The sequence below is a fragment of the Algibacter amylolyticus genome (assembly GCF_014202225.1).
In the GTDB taxonomy this organism is placed as follows: Bacteria; Bacteroidota; Bacteroidia; order Flavobacteriales; family Flavobacteriaceae; genus Algibacter_B; species Algibacter_B amylolyticus.
On sequence record NZ_JACHGE010000009.1, the window covers coordinates 117567 to 141143 of the forward strand.

Consider the following 23577-nt stretch of genomic DNA (forward strand, 5'->3'; position numbering starts at 1 on the left):
ATTGCTAACTAAAACTACACATAACAAACCTCTTTAATTTAGGGGTTTTTTTGTTCTAAATTTTTTATGAGACGGATGTTGTTAAAAAGGAGAGGTTTTTTGCTTTTTATAATATTAATGGAATGTTCGCCTTTGTAAATAAACTTATTTTAATTAAAAACGTTTTACAACAAGGATGCAAATATTTAAAATAAAAGAAATTCCTTATTCTAAAAAAAAATCAAAACCATAAATTTGCAAAAAAGAAAATGTTGCTGTGTGAGAACTAACCGTTACAAGCTAACCCGCGTTAGGGATAGAAGAGGAAAGCCCACAGCCCGACGATAGGAGGTGCGAGGACTTGTAACGAATAGCCCGACCCTTTTCGGGTAACGCCCAAAATAAATTTAATAATACATGAAGCTAATTTGCATAGGTAGAAATTACACCGAACATATAAAGGAGTTGCAAAACGAGAAACCAACAGATCCTGTAGTGTTTTTAAAACCAGACACTTCTATTTTGTTAAAAAAACAACCGTTTTTTATTCCAGATTTTTCTGATGATGTGCATTATGAGGTTGAGGTTTTGGTGAAAATTAATAGAGTAGGGAAGCATATTGATAAAAAATTTGCTGGTAAATATTATAATGAAATTGGGTTGGGTATTGATTTTACCGCCCGCGATTTACAAAGTACATTAAAGGCTAAAGGGTTGCCTTGGGAGAAAGCAAAAGCTTTTGATGGCGCTGCGGTTATAGGCAAATGGATAGATAAAAAGGAGGTAGCTAATATTGACGATTTTCAATTTTCTTTAAAAAAGAATGAAGATATTGTACAAAATGGAAATACAAGCCATATGCTTTGGAAAATTGATGAATTAATAGAATATGTGTCAAAATATTTCACTTTAAAGATTGGAGATGTTATATTTACAGGCACACCAGCAGGAGTTGGCAAAGTTTTTGCCAACGATAAGTTAACTGGTTTTATAGAAAATCAAGAAATGTTTTCAATAACTGTAAAATAAATGGAACTACATTATAAATTATTTAGGGTACGTGAATTAGCCGATAACGACGAAAGTTTTATTGCGGCTTTAGCCGAAGCTTTTTTAGAAGAAGTTCCTATTGATGCTGAGCGTTTAAAAAATGCTGTGGCAGCAAAAGATTATCAAGAAGCTTACCAAGCAGCACATAAAATGAAACCGACTATAGATTTGTTTGAGCTTGGTGTATTAGATAAATTAATTGAAGTGCAAGATTGGGGCAAGTTTACTAAAACCGATGAGGATGTTACGGCTCAATTAAACATTGTACTTACGGCAGTAAATAAAGCTAGTGCCGAAATGAAATCTGATTTTAAACTATAATGAAGGCAGAAATAATCACTATAGGTGATGAACTTTTAATTGGTCAAGTTGTAGATACCAATTCTGCTTTTATGGCAAAACAGCTAAATAAAATAGGTGTTTCTGTTTTTCAAATTACTTCCATACAAGATGATAAGGCGCATATATTACAAGCCTTAGCAGATGCCGAAAACAGAGTAGATATTATAATATGTACAGGTGGTTTAGGCCCAACAAAAGACGATATTACTAAAAAAACCATAGCAGAGTATTTTAATGATACCTTGGTTAGAGATCAATCGGTTTTAGAAAACATAGAAAACATTTGGAAACAACATGTAAGAACGCAGTTGCTTCAAGTAAATAAAGATCAAGCCTTTGTGCCAAGTAAAGCCAAGGTGTTAATGAATAAGTTAGGTACAGCTCCTGGCATGTGGCTAGAAAAAAACGATAAAGTTTTTATTTCTTTACCAGGTGTGCCTTACGAAATGGAAGCTTTAATAGAAGAGCAAGTTGTACCTAAATTAAAAGTTAAATACAATTGTCCTTTTATATTACATAAAACATTATTGGTTTACGGTTTAGGCGAAAGTGCCTTAGCTGCAAGAATTGAAGCTTGGGAAGATGCTTTACCCAAACACATTAAATTGGCATACTTACCCAATTTAGGGAAAATGCGTTTGCGTTTATCCACTTCTGGGTTTAACGAAGTCCAATTAAAGCAAGAAGTACAAGCGCAAATAGATAAGGTTATACCTTTAATACAAAAGGAATACGCTGGTTTAGAGGATGAGGATGGCTCTGTAGAAGTTGTAATAGCAAAACAATTAACTAAGTTAGGAAAAACCTTAGCCATTGCAGAAAGTTGCACAGGCGGAGCAGTTGCCGAACGATTTACAACACATTCTGGAGCATCGGCATTTTTTAAAGGCGGTATAGTAACTTATGCAACCGAATCGAAAATTAACATTTTAAAGGTTCCAAAAGCAGAAATTGATGCGCATTCTGTAGTAAGTTTTCAAGTTGCCGAGGCTATGGCAAAAAATGCACAGCAATTATTTCAATCGGATTATGCTATTGCAACAACCGGAAATGCGGGACCAACAAAAGGCGAGTCCGATGCAGAGGTAGGAACGGTATTCGTTGCTATTGCTAGTAAAACAGGCGTTTATTCCGAAGGATTTAACTTCGGAAATTCTAGAATAAAGGTCATAAATAAAGCCGTAAATAAGGCGTTGGAAATGATGCTAAAAGAAATTTTTAAAAATTGATAAAAATATGGTTGTCAGATTATAAAGATTTTATATATTTGCACCTCGATTTTAAGCAACAAAGAATTTAAAGTTATATACAATGTCAAGAGTTTGTGAACTTACAGGAAAGAAGGCCATGGTTGGAAACAATGTGTCTCATGCAATGAACAAAACTAAACGCAAGTTTCATGCGAATTTAGTTAAGAAACGTTTTTACATTCCAGAAGAAGACAGCTGGATAACTTTAAAGGTTTCTACATCTGCGTTAAAAACTATCAACAAAATAGGAATTTCTGCAGCAATTAAAGATGCAAAATCTAAAGGATTTTTAAAATAATAGCTGTATTTAATAAGAAAAAGACATGGCAAAGAGAGGCAATAGAATACAAGTAATCTTAGAGTGCACAGAGCACAAGGAGTCTGGAAAACCAGGAACTTCAAGATACATTACAACAAAAAACAAAAAGAATACGCCAGATAGAATGGAGATTAAAAAATTTAATCCTATCCTTAAACGTATGACAGTTCATAAAGAAATCAAGTAAAAAAAATAGATCATGGCAAAGAAATCAGTAGCATCATTACAAACAGGATCTAAAAGATTAACAAAAGCAATAAAAATGGTTAAGTCTCCAAAAACAGGAGCTTACATGTTTGTTGAATCTATTATGAATCCAGATCAAGTAAACGACTTTTTAGCTAAAAAGTAATAATCCTTGTTTCAAGATATTATAAGCTGCTTTCTATACGAAAGCGGCTTTTTTATTTTATATTTATATGCCATAATAACAGGTATTAAGTTTTTGGTAAGGTAATTGACTCTAATTTTTAGGGCGTTACCGCAAGGGTCGGGCTTTCCGCTGTATCTTTTGCGAAAAAGCAAAAGGATGTCGCTGCAATCCCTAAAGCACTTTGTAGTTAATATTAACCAACCAACAAGAAAAATGAGCTTTTTTAAAAAAATATTTTCTTCAGAAAAAAAAGAAACCCTAGATAAGGGATTAGAAAAAACTAAAACTAGCTTTTTAGGTAAGCTAAGTAAAGCTGTAGCAGGAAAATCTAAAGTAGATGATGATGTTTTAGATAATCTTGAAGAGGTTTTAGTATCTAGCGATGTAGGTGTAAATACAACTTTAAAAGTAATAGAACGTATTGAGGCTCGTGTCTCTAAAGATAAATATTTAGGTACCGACGAACTAAATAAAATATTACGCGAAGAAATTGCGGCATTATTAAGCGAGACAAATTCTGGCGAAGAAACCGAATACACAATTCCTACTTTACCAAAACAAGCCAACGGAACCAAAACACCTTATGTGTTAATGGTAGTAGGCGTAAATGGTGTTGGAAAAACAACAACTATAGGAAAACTAGCATATCAATTTAAAAAGCAGGGTTTAAAAGTAGTTTTAGGTGCAGCCGATACGTTTAGAGCAGCAGCCATAGATCAACTTCAGGTTTGGGCAGATAGAGTAGATGTACCAATGGTACGTCAAGATATGGGCAGCGATCCTGCTTCTGTAGCGTTCGATGCTTTAGAGTCTGGTGTAAACCAGGAGGCAGATGTTATTATAATAGATACAGCTGGTCGTTTACATAATAAAATAAACCTAATGAACGAGCTTACTAAAGTTAAGCGTGTAATGCAAAAAGTGGTTGGCGATGCGCCACACGATGTTTTATTAGTTTTAGATGGTTCTACCGGTCAAAATGCATTCGAGCAAGCAAAACAGTTTACAGCGGCAACCGAGGTAACAGCTTTAGCAGTTACAAAATTAGATGGTACTGCCAAAGGTGGTGTTGTAATTGGTATATCAGACCAGTTTAAAATACCTGTAAAATATATTGGCGTTGGCGAGGGTATTGAAGATCTTCAGGTTTTTAATAAATTCGAGTTTGTCGATTCATTTTTCAAATAATAGGTTTTGATTCTCGCTAAGGTGGGAAATTCACGATATTACTTCTTACTTTTTAAAATTTCCGCAAGCGAAGTCGTGAATGTCATGCTAATTAATTAGTGCATTAATTTTTCCCCATAAATCATTATCAAAAGTAGAAAGGGCAAAGTTATCCTCATCGGCAGCTTCTCCCATGCGTATTACAACTAGATTTTTACTAGGCACAATATATATTTTCTGATCATTCTTACCCAAAGCAGCAAACATATCATCGGGAGCATTTGGTATAAGTTTGCCATTAAACTCTATTTGCGACTCTGGTAAATGATAGCTGTCTTTTCCATTTAACCACCACATATAACCATAAGCTTTATTTATATTTTGAGAAGTATTTGTAGCATCGGTTAAAAATTCTTGAGGTATAATTTGAGAATCTTCCCAAGTACCTTGAGCAGCAATTAATAGACCAAAGCGGGCCATGCTTCGTGTATTACTCCAATAAACACTTAAGTCTCCTAAATTTATCCATTGCCCTGTCATACCAATTTTGTCTCTCAGCTTACTGTTAAAATAATCGGACCAATCTTGGTTACTTGCGCTAGCAATAACATCTTGCAATTTTACATATACATTGTGGTAGGACCAATGTGAACCCGCATCGGCGAGGTATTGTAAGTTTTCTGAAGATACATCATCACCTAAACTATCATCCAACCCAGAATTCATGGATAATAAATGTTTACATGTAATTAAATTTTCTTGTTCTATGGTGGCGCTTGTCCAGCCTGTTCCTAAATAATCAGAAACCATATGCTCTATATTTAGTAAACCTTCATTTTGAGCAATTCCAGTAAGCGTTGTAGTTAACGTTTTGCCTGCGCTTGCCCAATACCATGATTTAGAGTTGTTATGGTCATTCATGTATTCCTCCAAAACAATTTTTCCGTTGTACAGAATCATAAAACTTTTAGTGTTTTTTTCTTCTAAAAAATCTAGTAGAGGTTGTAAGTTGTTTGTGTTCCAATTTAATTCTGCTATAGTGGTGCTTTCCCAATAGTCACTAGTGTTTTCAGGAAAATACATGGTATCTGGAGTTAATTCTTCTTCTTTTGCATTATCTTCAGAAGTATTAGAGCAACTATTAAAGAGAAGTAGAAAAACTATAGAATAATAAAGTATAGATTTCATCTTGTTTTTGTTGTTAGACGATTGAATTTTAATAAGGTTTAATTATGTATTCAAGGTTTTACTATTTTCTTGTGCAGGGTTTAGTAAGGTATAGGCATAATAGATTAGAAAATATAAACCAAAAATATAAAAAGTACGATTAATTGTAAATAATATATTAGAATCAAAGCTATAGCCTAAAATATTTATTATGTCAGACAGAATGTACAAGGTAACAAAAACAACAAAATAGCTGGGTATTTTATCCGTTACCATATTAAGCCAAAAGGTAACGGTCGCTAATAATATATGTGCTGCACCAAGACTATATATGGCTATACTACTATATTTTAGTGTGCCAGTATAATAATCCACTAAACCGTTTATGCTGTAAATTAAATAGATGTTTAAAAGAATTAAAACCACCATAATTATGTACAATCCAAAGTTATGATATGTTATTGTTTTATGCTTAGGGTAAATATGTATGATAAAGAAAATATTAGCAAATATTCTAAATAAATGAAGCCAAAGCCTTAGCATGGGGCTTTCATAATCCAAATAGCAAATTGAACTAAAGACTAAAAAAATAAAACCTAAAAGTAAAGTGTAATTTCTTTTAGCGTATGGTAAAAAAAAGAGGAATAATATAGAAGTGCTAATAATGTTTACTATAGATAGTGTTAATCTTTCACAAAAAATCACCACTAACCCATTTACTAAAATGAGCAATAAGGTTACTATTAGCGCCTTTTTATTAAATATAAACATTGTTTGGGACAATTTTACTTGTAAATATAATAAAATACTTACGCAATTGTATTTTTTATCCATAAATTCTTTATCAATAGATTAGCTCTAAGGTAGTTTACTCTTCAAATCATTTGTTATCTTTGCGCACTAATTTTAAGCTATGCGCACAAAAACTCTTAAGAAGAACAAAATTAATGTAGTAACCCTTGGTTGTAGTAAAAATGTTTACGACAGCGAAGTGTTAATGGGGCAGTTAAAGGCCAATGGAAAGGATGTTGCTCACGAAGAAGAGGGGAATATTGTTGTAATTAATACCTGCGGATTTATTAATAATGCCAAGGAAGAAAGTGTAAACACTATTCTTGAGTATGTTAAGAAAAAAGATGAAGGTGAAGTAGATAAAGTTTTTGTAACAGGTTGTTTAAGTGAGCGTTATAAGCCAGATTTAGTAAAAGAAATTCCTAATGTAGATGAGTATTTTGGAACCACGGAGTTGCCAGGACTTTTAAAAGCTTTAGGTGCCGATTATAAACACGAACTTATTGGAGAGCGTTTAACAACAACCCCAAAAAACTATGCATATTTAAAAATTGCTGAAGGTTGCGACAGACCTTGTTCGTTTTGCGCTATTCCAATTATGCGTGGGAAACATAGAAGCACACCTATTGAAGAGATTATTATTGAAGCTGAAAAATTAGCAGCTAATGGCGTAAAGGAATTAATTCTTATCGCTCAAGATTTAACCTATTACGGATTAGATTTATATAAAAAACGAAACTTAGCCGAATTATTAGAAGCTTTAGTAAAGGTAGACGGTATTGAATGGATTCGATTACATTACGCTTTCCCTACAGGATTTCCATTAGATGTTTTAGATGTTATGAAACGCGAGGATAAAGTGTGTAACTATTTAGATATTCCGTTGCAGCATATTTCTGATGATATTCTTAAAAGTATGCGTCGTGGTACAACTAAAGAGAAAACTACAAAGTTAATTTCTCAATTTAGAGAAGCTGTTCCAGAAATGACTATTAGAACAACACTTATTGTTGGGTATCCTGGTGAAACTGAAGCACATTTTCAAGAATTAAAACGATGGGTTCAAGATATGCGTTTTGAACGTTTAGGATGTTTTACCTATTCTCATGAAGAAAACACACATGCTTATAATTTAGAAGATGATGTTCCAGAGGAGGTAAAAGTAGAAAGAGCAAATCAAATTATGGAAATTCAATCTCAAATTTCATGGGAATTGAATCAACATAAAATTGGACAAGTACTAAAGGTAGTTATCGACAGAAAAGAAGGTAACTATTTTGTTGGTAGAACTGAATTTGACTCACCAGACGTGGATAATGAAGTTTTAATTGATGCGACTAATACCTACCTAAAAACAGGAGAATACACAACTGTTAAAATTATTGAAGCAGAAGATTTTGATTTGTATGCCGAAGTTGTAACAGCGTAAAAGTATTTTAAACAAAGGTGTCATCTTTTACAGTGGTGTCTTCGAGTGTATCAAAATTATAGAGGTTTCTGTCTAGTAAATGAGAAGGATACACGTTTTGTAGAGCATTCATCATAACAGAACTTCTATCAGGAAAATCGGTTTCCCAATCGGCAATCATTTGTTTTACCTTTTTACGTTGTAAATTCTCCTGCGAGCCACATAAATTACAAGGAATTATTGGGAAATTCATGTAGTTCGAATAAGCTTCTATATCACTTTCTTTGCAAAAGGCTAAAGGTCTTAAAACAACTAAATCGCCAGTATCGTTTTTAAACTTTGGTGGCATGGTTTCAAGCTTTCCTGCAAAAAAGAAATTTAATAAAAATGTTTCTATAATATCGTTTCTATGATGACCTAAAGCCAGTTTGTTACAACCTAAATCTTTGGCTGCTTCGTATAATGTGCCACGACGTAATCTAGAACACAAGCTACAAGTTGTTTTGCCTTCCGGGGTTTTCTCCATAACCACCTTATAGGTGTTTTTTTCTATTATTTTATAATCAACTCCTAATTGGCTTAAGTAAGTTGGTAAAATGGCTTCAGGAAAACCAGGTTGTTTCTGGTCTAAGTTAACCGCTATAATCTTAAAGGATATTGGCGCTACTTTTTGAAAATGTAACATCATTTGCAACAGTGTATAGCTGTCTTTTCCTCCAGAAAGACACACCATAATAGAGTCGCCATCTTCAATCATTGAAAACTGTTTAATGGCTTCGCCAACTGCACGATGTAATTTTTTTGTAACCTGTTCCTTGTTTTCCATGAATGCAAAAATATTATTTAATTGGATAATATCGAATATTTTAATCTTAAAGAAATTCTTTATTACTTTTGGAGAATACCTAAATAATAAGCATTGAGTTTTTTAGAAGTACTTAAAAAAATAGGAGAGCAGCCAATACAGGTTATAGATGCTTCAAGATATATTCCGTTAGATTTATCTGAAACCAATTCTCAGCTAAATACTATCGATGTGTCATCTGCAGAAAAGCTTGGAGATTATGTAAATAGTGTAATATCGAAAGGTCAGGCGGAAGTGGCTTACGGTGGCTATTTAGAAGTTAGAAACATTTATAAGCGCAGTATTCATTTTAATAATCAAGCCGAGAGCGAACGCAATATTCATTTAGGTGTCGATTTATGGTGCGTAGCAGAAACACCAATTTATGCACCTTTAGATGGCCGTGTGCATAGTTTTAATAACAATACCAATTATGGCGATTATGGTCCAACTATTATTTTGGATCACCATTTTAAAGGCATGGTATTCTATACGCTGTATGGCCACTTAAGTTTAGCTTCTATAAATAGCTTAAAAGTTGGAACCGTTTTTAAACAAAATGAAGAAATAGCAACTCTTGGTGATGCTTCTGTAAATGGCGATTATCCGCCACATTTGCATTTTCAAATAATTAAGAATTTAGGAGATTTTAAAGGCGATTATCCCGGAGTTTGTAATAAAAACGATTTGGAATTTTATAAAGAAAATTGCCCAAATCCAGAGCTTTTACTAAGCATCAAAGGCTAATTTGTACTTCAATTAAAAGTACTAGAGTTTTTACTGATAAGCGGCCAAAATACTAGCAATTTTATTTAAATCTGTTTCAACTATTTCCGTTTCTGGAGCTAAAGGAAACCTTTGTTGTCCTGGTCTGTGTACAAAAGCTGCGCGCCAACCTGCCCAAAGTGCACCTGCAACATCCCAACCATGGGCTGCAATTAGCATACAGTCCTCAGGTTTTACGCCCATTTTTTTTGCTCCCCAAAGATAGGTGTCTGTAAATGGTTTAAATTTTCCGGTAGACTCAACACTAAGCATGTCATCAAAATAATCCGTTAATCCAGCATTTTTAAATTGATTTTTTAATCCATCTTGCGATGAGTTTGTAAAAGCTGCCAATTGGTATCCAGCGTCTTTTAAAGTAACTAAAGTATCCTTGACTTCGGGGTGTGGCCGTAGGTTTTGCATAGAATCTGTAACAATGTTCCGAGCCTCATTTTCAGAAATTGTAATGTTATGGTTTGCTGCTACCATTTGCAATGCAGCAGCACCTATTTGTCCAAAAGAGTGATACGTACCACTTGCCGAAACCACTAACGAATACTGTAACATTGTTGTAAACCACAAAGGGAGCAAATCCTCTTTGCCGCCTAAAGCTTTTCCAATCTGCTTTTTCATAGTAGACAGATCTAAAAGCGTTTCGTTTACATCAAAAAAAAGTACTTTAGGTTTCAAAGGTGTCATAGTATTCGTTATTTAGGTTTACTAGGTATCAATTCTTCTTATATTATGCATTAGCTTGTTCCGCTATTAACTCGGTTAGTACTTGCTTAAATGTATCTACAGGTTGCGCGCCAGTAACAGCACTTTTTCGATTAAAAACAACTGTTGGCACCGAATTTACTCCTAAGTTTTTCCAATAGTTTTGGGTTTGCCGTATTTGGTAACGCGCGTCTTCATTATCTAATTGGGCTAATGCTTCGTCTGCATTTAAACCTACGTGCATTAAGGCTTCTTTTAAAATATTTAGATCGGACACATCTTTACGGTCGCTAAAAAACGCTTTAGTTAGTGTCATTTTTAATTCGGTTTGCTTACCAAAAGCTTTAGCATATTCTAATAAAATATGGGCATCGAAAGTATTTACCATACGCATGTCGTCAAAATAATCGAATTTAAAACCGAGTTCTTCTCCAACTTCAGTCATGTGTTGTTGAGATTCCTTCTGCTGTTCTAAAGTAGCCCCATATTTTTCTGCAATATGTTCGGTTACATTTTGACCTTCAGAGGGCATATTAGGATTCAATTCAAACGGTTGCCATTCAATTTCAATTTGGTCTTCAATACCTAATTCCTGAATGGCTTTTTCTAAACGCTTGTAGCCAATGGTACACCAAGGACATACAACGTCTGATACGATATCTATTTTTAATTTTTCTTTCATAAGCTTAAAATTAATAAACCTTCCGTAAATACGGAAGGTCTACTGCTATTAATCAAATTTAAATTATTAAGAGTTTACTTCTTCTTTAGACCAAGCAAATTTTTCAAAAGCGGCATCTACAGGTGTGTTTGCAATATGATTTGTGTAGTTACTTATAGTTTTTTGCGATAATCCTAAAATGATATCTAAAACATGTTTTTCTTCATAACCAGCTGCGTAAAAGGTGTCTAAATCTGCTTGCGATACGTTACCACGATTTCTAACAATAGTTAAAGTCATAGTACGTAAGGCTTCTAATTTAGAATTTTCTAAAGGTGTTTCGTTACGTAAAGCTTCAGTAATAGCATCATCAACTTTCATCATTTTTGCAATACCTGTGTGTGCAGGAACACAATAATGACATGCATGCTCTACGTTAATGGCTTGCCAAACCACAGTTAATTCTTCTTCGTTAAATGAAGATTGAGTAAATAGCTCATGTAAGGTTTGGTATGCTTTTAAAATTTGTGGAGAACCCGCTAAAACACCGTGTAAACCAGGAATCATACCGTATGCTTTTTTAGAGTTTTCTAATAAAGGTTTTGCTTCCGTTGGAGCCGTTTCAATGTCGTGAATTTTTAAAGTTGTCATAATTTTTATTTTATATTTATGTTAATTATTTCTAAACGTTCGTTTAGTTATTGTGTAAAAAAAAGGGTTATATGTTTTTGAAAGTCATTTCAATATAATCTTCAATTTCTTGTGTTGTGTTTACTCTTGCTGCTGCTGCTAAACCATGCTTTGCTAATAGTAAATAGTTAGCTTGTTTTAAAACAGTGTCTTCAGTTTTGGTAGAATCCATCTTTAATTTTTCAATAATGATAGATTTTAAATTATCCATAAAAGAATCCATCTGCTCTTTGATTAATTCGTCTTCAGTTTCAGAAAATTCATTATAAGTGTTTGTTACAAAACAGCCTTTTAAATGGTCGTTTTTAAAATTAGAACTTACAGAATCATAGAAAAATTGTTTAATATCTTCAATGCCCTTAGTTCCGTTTTTAAACTTTTGTAAAACATCGTTTACTCTAGATTTATACTGTTTTAAACTTTCTAGAAACAATCCATGTTTATTGCCAAAACTAGAATAAATGGAAAACTTATTAATGCCCATTTCTTTTTCTAACATTTGCATAGAGGTTGTCTCATAGCCGTTTTTCCAAAAGAGGTGCATTGCTTTTTCAAGGACTTCCCCTTCGTTATATTGTTTGTTTCTAGCCATTATTATGTTTTACACTACAAAACTAACCAATCGTTTAGTAATAAAAAAAGATTTAACATTATTTTAGTTTTTTGAGAATGAAAATAAGAATGCAATCTATTTAACAGCGTGGTTAAAAACAAAAAAGCCACTCTGTTTTAAGAAAGTGGCTTTAAAAAATATGTGTTTAAAAATTAAGACTTTGTAGCCTTAACTGTAACTTTTAATTCCATATCGTCATTAATAAATTTATCACCTAAATTATCAAAAATAGATTTAGAACCATATTGTACATTCCATTTTGTACGGTCTATAGTAAAGGTTTCACTAGTAAGTGTAATAGAACCATTTTCATTTGTAACCGTTACAGGAAACGTAACATTGTTTTTAGTTTCTTTAAGTAATAAGTTACCAGAAAGCATTGTTTTACCATCTACTTCTTCTAAACCAGTTATAGTAAAGGCAGCGTTAGGGTGTTTTTCAACATCAAAGAAATCGGCATTTTTTAAGTGACCAACTAATTTAGCGTTTCCTTTATCGTCTGCAGGAATGTCTAAAACAGTAATAGAGTCCATGTTAATAATAAATGAACCTCCAACAATTTTACCGTTAGTAACATCTAAAATACCATTTTCAATAGCAATAGTTCCATTATGTGATCCTGTAGGCTTGTAACCTGCCCATGTAATAGTAGATGCTTCTGTGTTAACCGTATACTTTTCTGCATTTACTACTTCTTCAACAGCTTCGGCTGCTGTTGTAGCAGCTTCTTTTGCTTTGTCTTTACAACTTGTTGCTGTTATAGCTAATGCTGCTACAAATAAAATCTTTGCAATATTCTTTTTCATTTTAAAATGTTTTAATTGTTATTGTGTAAAATTAGACAATACCAATCAGAAAAAAAATTATAATTATTTTAATGACATTATGACATTTTTATAATAATGGCAGTACTTTTGCCAACTTTAATTTAAGATTGAAAAAATTGAATTTACCATGAGTAATAAAGAAAATAACGATATAGAGAACGAACAAGTGGAATCTACCCAAGACCAAGCAGTTGAGGTAGAAGCACAAGTAGAAGAGCAAGTTGAAGAAGAACTTACCAATGAAGAAAAACTTGAAGCTGAAGTAAAGCAAGAGAAAGATAAGTTTTTAAGGCTATTTGCAGAGTTTGAAAATTATAAAAGGCGTACAGCTAAAGAACGTATAGAATTATTTTCTACAGCAAGTGAAGGTGTTATGAAAACATTATTACCTGTTTTAGATGATTTTGAGCGTGCTTTAACACATATCGAAGACGATAAAGAGGCTGAAGAATTACGTAAAGGTGTATTATTAATTTACCAGAAATTAATAAAAACGCTTGAGCAAAAAGGACTAAAGCCTATGGAAGTTAAAAAAGGCGATGTTTTTAATGCCGATAACCACGAAGCTATAACGCAAATACCAGCACCTTCTGATGATATGAAGGGGAAAATTATCGACATCGTTGAAAAGGGATATCTTCTAGGAGAAAAAGTAATTCGTTTTCCTAAAGTAGTTATAGGGCAATAAAAAGTATTAATAATTAAAAAATGTCCTTTCTTTTTGGAAGGGTAGGAACAGGAATGGCTAAAAGAGATTTTTACGAAATATTAGGGATTAATAAGGGTGCAACTGCAGCCGAAATTAAAAAAGCTTATAGAAAAAAAGCAATTGAATTTCACCCTGATAAAAACCCAGATGATAAAGGAGCAGAAGCTAAGTTTAAAGAAGCAGCTGAAGCATATGAAATATTAAGTGACGAAAACAAAAAAGCACGTTACGACCAATACGGACACCAGGCTTTCGAGAATGGTGGCGGTGGCGGCGGCTTTGGTGGCGGCATGAATATGGACGACATATTTAGTCAGTTTGGTGATATCTTTGGAGGCGGCGGAGGCGGTTTCTCTGGTTTTGGCGGTGGCGGTGGCCAACGTCGAGTTAAAGGGAGCAACTTACGTATTCGTGTAAAATTAACTTTAGAAGAAATAGCTACTGGAGTTGAGAAAAAAATTAAAGTAAAACGTAAAGTTCAAGCACCAGGAACTACTTATAAAACATGTTCTACATGTGGTGGTTCTGGACAAGTAACAAGAATTGCCAATACTATTTTAGGTAGAATGCAAACCTCGGCACCTTGTAATGTTTGTGGTGGTGCGGGACAAACTATCGATAAAAAACCTAGCGATGCAGATGCACAAGGTTTAAAAGTAGCTGAAGAAACTGTATCTATTAAAATACCTGCGGGTGTTGTTGATGGTATGCAACTTAAAGTTTCTGGTAAGGGTAATGAAGCTCCTGGAAATGGAATTTCTGGAGATTTAATTGTTGTTATTGAAGAAGAAGCACATGCAAAATTACAGCGTGAAGGCGATAATTTACATTACGATATGTATGTAAGTTTCCCTGATGCTGTTTTAGGAACATCAAAAGAAATAGATACCGTAACAGGAAAAGTGCGTATTAAGGTTGAAGCTGGAGTACAATCTGGTAAAATTTTACGCTTACGCGGAAAAGGAATTCCAAGTATAAACGGTTATGGTAAAGGCGATTTATTAGTACATGTTAATGTATGGACGCCAAAAACATTGAATAAACAGCAAAAAGACTTTTTCGAGTCTATGCAAGATGATGAGCATTTCTCGCCAAAACCAGAAAGCTCTGATAAATCATTTTTTGAGAAAGTGAAAGATATGTTTTCTTAAAAATAGTTATATAGTGATTAAAAAATCCGCTTTTAAGCGGATTTTTTTTGTTTATAAAAATGGGAGGTATTTTATTAAAACTTGAAATATCCGTATAAGTTTACAAGTTATTTTGGTGATTATCTAGTATTTGTATTGAAAAAAAACTATATTTGAATATCACTAATTTATTTTAGTGATAATTTTTCTTTTTCATAGCAATTTTTTTCCCATCCTTAATTTATTGAGGGTGGGTTTTGTTTTTTAAGTAAAACATAGCTTTTAGAAGACTTTAAGTCCTGCTAAAAATGCTAAGTTGATATAATTCTGAATTTAGTCACAGGCTTTTCATTAATTTATAAAGCTTGTATTATAATAATCATAATTATTAGTAAAAGCATCAAGCTTCTATTACAACATTTAATATATTTACGGTCTTACAGTTAATTAAAAATTCAAGATGAATAACTTACTTGAGGTCAATAATGTTTCTAAGTATTTTGGAGATTTTAAAGCTTTAAACGACGTTTCGGTATCCATACCTAAAGGAAGTATATTTGGTCTTTTAGGACCTAATGGCGCAGGAAAAACAACGCTAATCCGTATTGTAAATCAAATTACAATGCCAGATTCTGGTTCGGTAATTTTAGATGGCGAAACGCTTTCTCAAAAGCATATTATGGATATAGGCTATTTACCAGAGGAACGTGGCTTATATAAATCTATGAAAGTAGGTGAACAGGCTATTTACCTTGCACAATTAAAAGGTTTAAGTAAGGCCGAAGCTAAAAAACGTTTAAAATATTGGTTTGAGCGTTTGGAAATTGGCGATTGGTGGAACAAAAAAATTCAAGAGCTATCAAAAGGGATGGCGCAAAAAATACAATTTGTTGTTACGGTATTACACGAACCTAAACTTTTAATATTCGATGAGCCATTTTCGGGTTTCGATCCTATAAATGCCAATTTAATTAAAGATGAAATTTTACGCTTACGCGAAAATGGAGCAACCGTAATATTTTCAACCCATAGAATGGAATCGGTAGAAGAGTTGTGCGATGATATTGCATTAATTCATAAATCGAATAAAATACTGGATGGTAAATTGGTTGATGTAAAACGACAATTTAAGATTAATACGTTTGAAGTTGGTATTCGATCAAACAACCAAATAGCATTAGAAAAAGAAATCTCCGAAAAGTTTAGTGTTTCAAAGGCTAATTTTAAAACCTTAGAAGATGAGCTTAAGTTAAATATAAAAATAAATCCGGACGAAAATCCAAATGATTTATTAAACTATTTAACTCAAAAAGGTGAGGTATCTCATTTTGTGGAGCTTATTCCTAGTGTAAACGATATATTTATTCAAGCTGTAAATAATAGTTAATAGTATGAACCATTTACCACTTATTATAAAACGAGAATATTTAACTAAGGTTAAAAACAAATCGTTTATTATTATGACGTTTTTGAGTCCGTTAATCTTTATTACGTTTATAGCTGTTGTTGCTTATTTAACGCAATTAAATAACGATAAAGTAAAAGTTATTTCGGTTTTAGATGATTCAGGATTAGTGCGTCATGTGTTTAAAAGCACCGAACATACGTCTTATAATAATTTAGAAGGCATGTCGTTAAATGACGCTAAAGCTTTGGTGCAAGAATCAGAAGGCTACGGATTACTATATATATCTAAAGTTTCAGAAGGACCAATAAAGTCTAAAAATGTAACGTTTTATTCAGAAGAGTCGCCATCAATTACTTTAATTTCAGCAATAGAAAATAAAATTCAAACGGAATTAACCCTTCAAAATAGAATAAATGAAGGTATAGATGTAGAAAAGTTAGAAGCTTCAAAAGTTCAAATTGAAATAAATCAAGAAAGTTTTAAGGGTGAAAAAACATCGAAAGTAGATAGTGTTGTAAAATTAATTTTTGGAGGTGCAGCTGGTTATTTGCTTTTTATGTTTATCATTATTTATGGTAACATGATAATGCGTAGTGTCATTGAGGAAAAAACGAGTAGAATTATTGAAGTTATTATTTCTTCGGTAAAACCTGTACAACTTATGTTGGGTAAAATTATTGGAACCTCGTTAGCTGGTATATCGCAATTTGTAATCTGGATTATTTTAGGCGGTGTTTTAATGACGGTGGCATCGTTTGTTTTAGGCGTAGACTTGGCACAAATGCAAACACCACAGCAGCAAATGGTGGAACAAGCCATGGCAACTCCAGAGATTAATAGTGAAATTCAAAACATTGTTACGGCATTTTTTAACTTGCCTTTGCTTAACTTAATAACGGCATTTATTTTATTTTTTATTTGCGGTTATTTACTTTACAGTTCGTTGTATGCAGCTATTGGAGCAGCTGTCGATAATGAAACCGATACCCAACAATTTATGTTACCTATTTTAATGCCATTAGTTTTGGCTGTTTATATAGGTATATTTACGGTTATTGAAGATCCTCATGGCACAGTGTCTACAGTATTTTCATTTATACCATTTACATCGCCAGTGGTTATGCTTATGCGTATTCCTTTTGGCGTGCCCATTTGGCAACAAGTAGTATCTTTGATTATATTAATAGGTACATTTATGCTTACCGTTTGGTTTGCTGCAAAAATTTATCGAGTAGGTATTTTAATGTATGGTAAAAAACCGAGTTATAAGGAATTGATTAAATGGATTAAGTATTAAAATGAATCAAAGTATAGGAAATTTAGAAGAAACTATTAAGGAAAGCTCAATTTGGGAGAATATTTCCGAGTTTTTAAATCTGCACTACGATTTTAGTAAAGATATAAGTATTTCCATTAGGGATGTTATCGTTATTATAACTGTTATTTTTATTACTACGGTATTACTTAAAGTTGTTTTAAAAATTATTACAAGAAATTTACCAAACGAAAATAAAGGAAAATTTAATGTGGTTTATGGCTATTTTAGGTGGTTAATATACCTTGTTATTTTATTAATTACGTTAAATAGTTTAGGTGTTAATGTTACGGCTGTTTTTGCGGCATCGGCAGCGTTAATGATTGGTATTGGTTTGGCATTACAAACGCTGTTTCAAGATATTATTTCGGGAGTATTTATTCTTATAGACCAAACGGTTCATGTAGGCGATATTATTGAGTTAGAAGGCAAAATAGGTAGAGTTGAAGAAATTAAGTTAAGAACTACTAGGGCCACAACTATAGATAATAAAGTGCTTATTATTCCAAATCACTTATATTTAACAAATAGCTTGTACAACTGGACTCAAAACGGAACATCAACTCGAGAAAGCGTTACAGTTGGTGTAGCTTATGGAAGCGATGTGCAATTAGTTAAAAAGCTACTTTTAGAAGCCGCAAAAAAACAAAAAGATGTTCTTAAATTTCCAGAACCAACGGTGCTATTCACAAATTTTGGAGACAGTTCATTAGACTTTAAAGTGGCCTTTACCATCGATGATAGTTTTAATGCGCGTATTCCGCAAAGTGAAATTCGATTTGAAATAGATAGATTATTCAGAAAACACAATATAACCATACCATTTCCGCAAAGAGATGTTCATATTTTTAATCAAAAAGAGTAATACAAAATCAAGACCATTACATTTAAAAATAGAATTAAAGTTGTTCTAAAATACCTGCTTATTTTAGGAGGTTTTGCATGTTTTCAATTCTCAAATGCGCAACTTACAGATTTAGCACGTTTGGAGTATTCCTTTATTCCACAAAGTAATTCTGAAGATCAATATACAAGATTAAGAGCGCTTGTAAATTACCCTATTAAAGTTAAGGAAGATAATTATTTAATAGTAGGCGCAGAGTATAATCGTATTTTACTTAATTTAGAAGACGGTTATGATTTTGATGTTTCTAGCCTAAACAAAATTCACGTTATCGATTTAAATTTAGGTTATACCTTTAAATGGAACGAAAGTTGGCGGTTTGGTGTAAAAGTTAATCCTCGAATAGCTTCTACGCTATCTCAACCCATAGGTTCTCAGGATTTATTTATTAATGGTGGTGCCTTTTTTATAAACGATAAAAGGAAAGACGAGAATTTAAAACGTCCGTATCGCTTAATTTTAGGGTTAACTTATAATGCTACCACGGGTCTCCCGTTTCCGTTGCCTTTTGTTAGTTATTTTAGAGAAATAAACGAAAACTGGAGTTATAATGCAGGTGTACCAAAGTCTAATTTAAAATACACGTTTAACGAACGCAACATCATGCAAGTTTTTGTGGGGTTAGATGGATATTTGGCGCACCTTCAAGATGCTACTATTATAGATGGTAAAAAAACAGAGCATATATCATTATCTGTTGCTATTGGAGGATTAGGGTACGAACATTGCTTTACAAAACATTTAGTAGCTTACATGTATACAGGTTATACTTTTAGGTTAAACAATGTATTACGTAATAAAGATAGAGATGAAGTTTTTAAATTTAACACGTTAAATGCTTTTTATTTAAGAACAGGATTAAAATTTAAAATTTAAGTATGTCAAAAATTTTAGTAATTGAAGATGAAGCAGCAATTAGACGCGTGCTTGTAAAAATTCTTTCAGAAGAAAACGAAGCCTATAAAGTAGATGAAGCAGAAGATGGTTTGGCAGGTATTGAAAAAATAAAAGACGAAGATTTCGACTTAATACTTTGCGATATTAAAATGCCAAAAATGGATGGTGTCGAGGTGCTAGAGGCTGTTAAAAAAATAAAGCCAGAAATTCCAATAGTTATGATTTCTGGTCATGGCGATTTAGATACAGCAGTAAATACAATGCGTTTAGGAGCTTTTGATTATATATCGAAACCGCCAGATTTAAACCGTTTATTAAATACCGTACGCAATGCTTTAGATAGAAAAGAATTGGTTGTCGAGAACAAAATTCTTAAAAAGAAGGTTAGCAAAAAATATGAGATGATTGGCGAAAGCGATGCCATATCTCAAATAAAAGATATTATTGATAAGGTTGCTCCAACCGATGCGCGTGTGTTAATTACTGGACCTAACGGAACAGGAAAAGAATTAGTAGCACATTGGTTACACGAAAAGAGTACACGCTCTAAAGGGAGTTTAATAGAAGTTAACTGTGCAGCCATACCAAGCGAGTTAATTGAAAGCGAATTGTTTGGTCATGTAAAAGGCGCGTTTACAAGTGCAAATAAAGACCGTGCAGGAAAATTTGAAGCCGCTAATGGTGGTACTATTTTTCTAGACGAAATTGGCGATATGAGCCTTTCTGCCCAAGCCAAAGTATTACGTGCATTGCAAGAAAGTAGAGTGCAACGTGTAGGTAGCGATAAAGATATTAAAGTTGATGTTCGTGTAGTAGCAGCAACCAACAAAAATTTAAAAAAGGAGATAGAAGAAGGTAGGTTTCGAGAAGATTTATACCACAGACTAGCCGTAATTTTGGTTAAAGTTCCTGCCTTAAACGATAGGCGAGAGGATATTCCGTTATTAGTAGAGCATTTTTCAAACAAAATAGCTAGCGAGCAAGGAACAGCCAAAAAAGGCTTTTCAGATAAAGCTATAAAACTGCTTCAAGAGTACGATTGGACCGGAAATATTAGAGAACTTCGTAACGTAATAGAGCGTTTAATTATCCTTGGTGGTAGCGAGGTAAGCGAACAAGATGTAAAGCTATTTGCATCAAAATAAATTTAAAATAAAAGACACATGCAAGTAGATAATTATAAAGTAACATCAGCCATTAGTCTTAAAAAATCGGTAACAAAAGTTGTTGTAGACGATGCCGAAAAGGAACTTAAAAAAGTTCGTAAAAAACTAGGTAAACTTCAAGACACCCTTTATGCACACGGTAAATATGCTGTTTTAGTGTGTATTCAAGGTATGGACACCGCCGGAAAAGACAGTTTAATTCGCGAAGTCTTTAAAGATTTTAATGCACGGGGAGTGGTGGTTCATAGTTTTAAAGTGCCAACCCCGTTGGAGTTAAAACACGATTTTTTATGGCGCCATTACATCGCACTTCCGGCACGCGGTAAGTTTGGCGTTTTTAACAGAACGCATTACGAAAATGTGCTGGTAACACGTGTACATCCAGAGTATGTAATGGGCGAAAATATTCCGGGTATAAACACCGTAAACGATGTAAACGATGCCTTTTGGGATAAGCGTTTCGAGCAAATAAATAACTTCGAGAAGCACATTGCCCAAAACGGAACCATAATTTTTAAATTCTTTTTAAACCTATCAAAGGACGAACAGAAAAATAGACTTCTACGTCGCCTTAATAAGAAAGAAAAAAACTGGAAATTCTCGGCAGGCGATTTAAAAGAACGCAAATTATGGGACGAGTATCAAACCTATTATGAAGAGGCTATAAACAGAACTTCTAAACCGCACGCACCTTGGTTTACTGTGCCAGCAGACGATAAGCCATCGGCACGATTCATAATGGCAAAAATCATGTACGACACCTTAAGCACATACACCGATATTAAAGAGCCAGAATTAGACGATAAGGTTAAAGCCAACATCGAAATGTACAAGCAAGAGCTAAGTAACGAGTAGGTTTTGGGCGTTTTAACACGCTTTCACTACTCAATCTTTTTTGTGTATTTAGTTTTTTCGTAGCATTAAAAATAGGTCTTTTATTTAAATATTTACCTCATTTATAAGGTTTTGGCAAACACAAAAAAGGATTTCAAACATGCCGTTCAATCGTTAACTCACTTGCCCCATGCTATTAACACAAATTTATGGTTCTGTGTAATACTTGATTTTAAGGAAATAGTATCTTTAAAAAAAATAACACCATGAAACGAATACTTCTAATTTTAATAGGAATTAGTACTTCAATTGGCTATTCTCAAACCGATGCCGAGGTTTTAAGGTCTATATATACACAATCCTTAACAAACGGAAAAAGTTACGATTGGTTAAACCATTTATCCAATCAAATTGGTAGCCGGTTATCGGGTTCTCTGGGTGCAGAACGCGCTGTAGCTTATACCAAAGAGGAGTTAGAAGCCTTAGGATTAGATAAGGTGTGGTTACAACCCGTAATGGTTCCAAAATGGGTGCGTGGTGCAAAAGAATTTGCCTTTATAGAAACCGAACCAGGTAAAACCACTAACGTTAATATCTGTGCCCTTGGTGGCTCTGTAGCAACCCCAGCTTTAGGATTAAAAGCCCAAGTGGTAGAGGTGCATAACTTTCAAGAATTAGAAGCTCTAGGTACTGAAGGCGTACAAGGTAAAATAGTATTTTATAATCGCCCCATGCAAGCCGATTTAATTCAAACTTTCGATGCTTACGGTGGTTGTGTTAACCAGCGTTACCAAGGCGCAGTAGAAGCTATAAAATATGGTGCTGTTGGTGTTATTGTGCGATCTATGAATTTACGAATGGACGATTTACCGCATACAGGAAGTATGACCTATAATAATGTACCGGTCGATAAACGAATTCCGTCGGCAGCCATTAGTACAAACGATGCAGAGTTATTAAGTACCATGTTAACCCTCGATAAATCTATTCAATTTTATTTCAAACAAAATTGTAAGCAACTTAAAGATGTACAATCGCATAACGTAATAGGCGAAATTACAGGAAGCGAATTCCCAGACGAATATATTATTGTTGGCGGCCATTTAGATTCTTGGGATTTAGGTGATGGCTCTCACGATGATGGTGCAGGCGTAGTGCAATCTATGGATGTTTTACGCTTGTTAAAAGCATCTGGAATTAAGCCAAAACGCAGTATTCGTGTGGTATTATTTATGAACGAGGAAAACGGATTACGCGGTGGTAATAAATATGCCGAGGTTGCCAAACAGAAAAACGAGAATCATATTTTTGCTCTGGAAAGTGATGCGGGAGGCTTTACACCTCGAGGTTTTAGTTTCGATTGTAGCGATGCTGCTTTTAGTCAAGTATTAAGCTGGCAACAACTGTTTAAGCCTTATCTTATTCATTATTTTGAAAAAGGAGGTAGCGGAGCAGATGTTGGTCCTTTAAAAACAGAATCTAATGTTTTGGCTGGTTTACGTCCAGATTCTCAGCGTTATTTCGATCATCACCATGCTAGTAACGATACTTTCGATGCTATAAATAAACGCGAACTTGAACTAGGCGCTGCAACAATGACATCTTTAGTGTATTTATTCGATAAGTATGGCGTAAACCCTATTTCTAATAACACATCAATAAAAAACTAATGCTTTTCAGGTAAAGTTTAGGTTTATGAGAACATCACTTTTAATACTCAACTTACTTTTTACCACGGTTTTTATGGCGCAAATAGAAGAGGAACTACCTTTTTATGAAATTCCAGATAACCCGGAAACATATACAGCAGGAACCGTAGCAGCAAGAACAATTGATGGCTTAGGCTTTCGTTTTTATTGGGCTACCCAAGGTTTAAGAAACGAAGATTTAAGCCATAAAACTTGTGCATCTGGAAGAACTTCTGCCGAAACTATTGCGCATATTTATGCGCTTTCAAAATTTATTAGAAATAGCATCTTAGTAGATAATAAGGACGAAAATAGGACCGAGTTAAGTTTTAAAGACCAGCGTAAACAAACCTTACTAAATTTAAAACTAGTATCCGATGTGTTACGCGATACCAAAACACCATACAATCTTGAAAGCTCCGAGATTCCTTTCTGGAATATCATAAATGGCCCAATAGAAGATGCGTTGTGGCATTGCGGACAAATTGTTATGTTACGTCGCGCTTCAGGAAATCCTTTTAGCTCTGATGTAAATCTATTTAAAGGTTCATTAAAAAAGTAA

General features: G+C 33.6%; 27 protein-coding genes. 19 read left to right on the forward strand and 8 right to left on the reverse strand.

Translation table 11 applies throughout. The annotated features are described in order from the left end of the window. Positions 1-396: 396 nt before the first annotated feature. The 7 genes from HNQ90_RS15105 (at position 397) to ftsY (ending at position 4501) form a co-directional block, all read left to right on the forward strand. A complete protein-coding gene (locus tag HNQ90_RS15105) occupies positions 397-1008 on the forward strand; it encodes a fumarylacetoacetate hydrolase family protein (RefSeq protein ID WP_144116500.1) in 612 nt (203 codons plus the stop codon). After that, a complete protein-coding gene (locus tag HNQ90_RS15110) occupies positions 1009-1350 on the forward strand; it encodes an Hpt domain-containing protein (RefSeq protein ID WP_144116499.1) in 342 nt (113 codons plus the stop codon). Then, positions 1350-2600 carry a competence/damage-inducible protein A gene (locus HNQ90_RS15115; protein WP_144116498.1) on the forward strand — a complete coding sequence of 417 codons (1251 nt, stop codon included), beginning with the start codon at positions 1350-1352 and terminating at the stop codon, positions 2598-2600. The genes HNQ90_RS15110 and HNQ90_RS15115 overlap by 1 nt, the downstream gene beginning before the upstream one ends. A gap of 82 nt (positions 2601-2682) precedes the next feature. After that, positions 2683-2919 carry a 50S ribosomal protein L28 gene (gene rpmB, locus HNQ90_RS15120; RefSeq protein WP_092852938.1) on the forward strand — a complete coding sequence of 79 codons (237 nt, stop codon included), beginning with the start codon at positions 2683-2685 and terminating at the stop codon, positions 2917-2919. Positions 2920-2944: 25 nt separating this feature from the next. Beyond that, positions 2945-3127 carry a 50S ribosomal protein L33 gene (gene rpmG / locus HNQ90_RS15125; protein ID WP_144116497.1) on the forward strand — a complete coding sequence of 61 codons (183 nt, stop codon included), beginning with the start codon at positions 2945-2947 and terminating at the stop codon, positions 3125-3127. A gap of 12 nt (positions 3128-3139) precedes the next feature. Beyond that, a complete protein-coding gene (locus HNQ90_RS15130) occupies positions 3140-3292 on the forward strand; it encodes a DUF4295 domain-containing protein (RefSeq protein WP_144116496.1) in 153 nt (50 codons plus the stop codon). Positions 3293-3526: 234 nt separating this feature from the next. After that, positions 3527-4501, forward strand: coding sequence for a signal recognition particle-docking protein FtsY (gene ftsY, locus HNQ90_RS15135; protein WP_144116495.1), 975 nt, complete (start codon positions 3527-3529; stop codon positions 4499-4501). Between the two features lie 87 nt (positions 4502-4588). Here the strand turns inward: ftsY and HNQ90_RS15140 are convergent, their stop codons facing one another. Then, a complete protein-coding gene (locus HNQ90_RS15140) occupies positions 4589-5668 on the reverse strand; it encodes a serine hydrolase domain-containing protein (RefSeq protein ID WP_144116494.1) in 1080 nt (359 codons plus the stop codon). A gap of 42 nt (positions 5669-5710) precedes the next feature. Continuing rightward, complete coding sequence (locus HNQ90_RS15145; RefSeq protein ID WP_144116493.1) at positions 5711-6481, reverse strand: hypothetical protein; 771 nt, start codon at positions 6479-6481, stop codon at positions 5711-5713. A 79-nt stretch (positions 6482-6560) separates the two neighbouring features. On the opposite strand from HNQ90_RS15145, the gene rimO reads away from it, so the two are divergent. Continuing rightward, positions 6561-7868: a 30S ribosomal protein S12 methylthiotransferase RimO gene (gene rimO, locus HNQ90_RS15150; protein ID WP_144116492.1), complete on the forward strand. Its 1308-nt coding sequence runs from the start codon at positions 6561-6563 to the stop codon at positions 7866-7868. Between the two features lie 7 nt (positions 7869-7875). On the opposite strand, the gene ttcA is transcribed toward rimO, so the two are convergent. After that, entirely contained in the window at positions 7876-8673 is a 798-nt protein-coding gene (ttcA, locus tag HNQ90_RS15155; RefSeq protein ID WP_144116491.1) for a tRNA 2-thiocytidine(32) synthetase TtcA, read from the reverse strand. 93 nt (positions 8674-8766) lie between these two features. Between ttcA and HNQ90_RS15160 the strand changes: the two genes are divergently transcribed. Beyond that, complete coding sequence (locus HNQ90_RS15160) at positions 8767-9438, forward strand: peptidoglycan DD-metalloendopeptidase family protein (protein ID WP_144116490.1); 672 nt, start codon at positions 8767-8769, stop codon at positions 9436-9438. 30 nt (positions 9439-9468) lie between these two features. Here the strand turns inward: HNQ90_RS15160 and HNQ90_RS15165 are convergent, their stop codons facing one another. The 5 genes from HNQ90_RS15165 to HNQ90_RS15185 form a co-directional block, all read right to left on the reverse strand. Next, positions 9469-10155 carry a haloacid dehalogenase type II gene (locus HNQ90_RS15165; protein ID WP_144116489.1) on the reverse strand — a complete coding sequence of 229 codons (687 nt, stop codon included), beginning with the start codon at positions 10153-10155 and terminating at the stop codon, positions 9469-9471. A 43-nt stretch (positions 10156-10198) separates the two neighbouring features. Beyond that, positions 10199-10855, reverse strand: a complete 657-nt coding sequence (locus tag HNQ90_RS15170) for a DsbA family oxidoreductase (RefSeq protein WP_144116488.1) — start codon at positions 10853-10855, stop codon at positions 10199-10201. A gap of 66 nt (positions 10856-10921) precedes the next feature. Next, positions 10922-11485 carry a carboxymuconolactone decarboxylase family protein gene (locus HNQ90_RS15175; RefSeq protein ID WP_144116487.1) on the reverse strand — a complete coding sequence of 188 codons (564 nt, stop codon included), beginning with the start codon at positions 11483-11485 and terminating at the stop codon, positions 10922-10924. A gap of 67 nt (positions 11486-11552) precedes the next feature. After that, positions 11553-12116: a TetR/AcrR family transcriptional regulator gene (locus tag HNQ90_RS15180; RefSeq protein ID WP_144116486.1), complete on the reverse strand. Its 564-nt coding sequence runs from the start codon at positions 12114-12116 to the stop codon at positions 11553-11555. Between the two features lie 173 nt (positions 12117-12289). Further along, positions 12290-12943 carry a YceI family protein gene (locus tag HNQ90_RS15185; RefSeq protein ID WP_144116485.1) on the reverse strand — a complete coding sequence of 218 codons (654 nt, stop codon included), beginning with the start codon at positions 12941-12943 and terminating at the stop codon, positions 12290-12292. Between the two features lie 148 nt (positions 12944-13091). Between HNQ90_RS15185 and HNQ90_RS15190 the strand changes: the two genes are divergently transcribed. From HNQ90_RS15190 to HNQ90_RS15235, 10 genes are all read left to right on the forward strand, one after another. After that, positions 13092-13652: a nucleotide exchange factor GrpE gene (locus HNQ90_RS15190; RefSeq protein ID WP_144116484.1), complete on the forward strand. Its 561-nt coding sequence runs from the start codon at positions 13092-13094 to the stop codon at positions 13650-13652. A gap of 53 nt (positions 13653-13705) precedes the next feature. Further along, positions 13706-14824 carry a molecular chaperone DnaJ gene (gene dnaJ / locus HNQ90_RS15195; RefSeq protein ID WP_144116600.1) on the forward strand — a complete coding sequence of 373 codons (1119 nt, stop codon included), beginning with the start codon at positions 13706-13708 and terminating at the stop codon, positions 14822-14824. A 439-nt stretch (positions 14825-15263) separates the two neighbouring features. Beyond that, on the forward strand, positions 15264-16190 hold the full coding sequence (locus tag HNQ90_RS15200) for an ABC transporter ATP-binding protein (protein WP_144116483.1): 927 nt from the start codon (positions 15264-15266) through the stop codon (positions 16188-16190). Positions 16191-16194: 4 nt separating this feature from the next. Next, positions 16195-17508, forward strand: a complete 1314-nt coding sequence (locus HNQ90_RS15205) for an ABC transporter permease (protein ID WP_144116482.1) — start codon at positions 16195-16197, stop codon at positions 17506-17508. Between the two features lies 1 nt (position 17509). Then, on the forward strand, positions 17510-18391 hold the full coding sequence (locus HNQ90_RS15210; protein WP_144116481.1) for a mechanosensitive ion channel family protein: 882 nt from the start codon (positions 17510-17512) through the stop codon (positions 18389-18391). Between the two features lie 120 nt (positions 18392-18511). Next, positions 18512-19306 carry a DUF6268 family outer membrane beta-barrel protein gene (locus HNQ90_RS15215; RefSeq protein ID WP_241678362.1) on the forward strand — a complete coding sequence of 265 codons (795 nt, stop codon included), beginning with the start codon at positions 18512-18514 and terminating at the stop codon, positions 19304-19306. A 2-nt stretch (positions 19307-19308) separates the two neighbouring features. Next, positions 19309-20472: a sigma-54-dependent transcriptional regulator gene (locus HNQ90_RS15220; protein ID WP_144116479.1), complete on the forward strand. Its 1164-nt coding sequence runs from the start codon at positions 19309-19311 to the stop codon at positions 20470-20472. Between the two features lie 18 nt (positions 20473-20490). Beyond that, on the forward strand, positions 20491-21348 hold the full coding sequence (locus tag HNQ90_RS15225; RefSeq protein WP_144116478.1) for a PPK2 family polyphosphate kinase: 858 nt from the start codon (positions 20491-20493) through the stop codon (positions 21346-21348). Positions 21349-21593: 245 nt separating this feature from the next. After that, complete coding sequence (locus HNQ90_RS15230; RefSeq protein ID WP_144116477.1) at positions 21594-22997, forward strand: M20/M25/M40 family metallo-hydrolase; 1404 nt, start codon at positions 21594-21596, stop codon at positions 22995-22997. A 25-nt stretch (positions 22998-23022) separates the two neighbouring features. Then, on the forward strand, positions 23023-23577 hold the full coding sequence (locus tag HNQ90_RS15235) for a hypothetical protein (protein ID WP_144116476.1): 555 nt from the start codon (positions 23023-23025) through the stop codon (positions 23575-23577).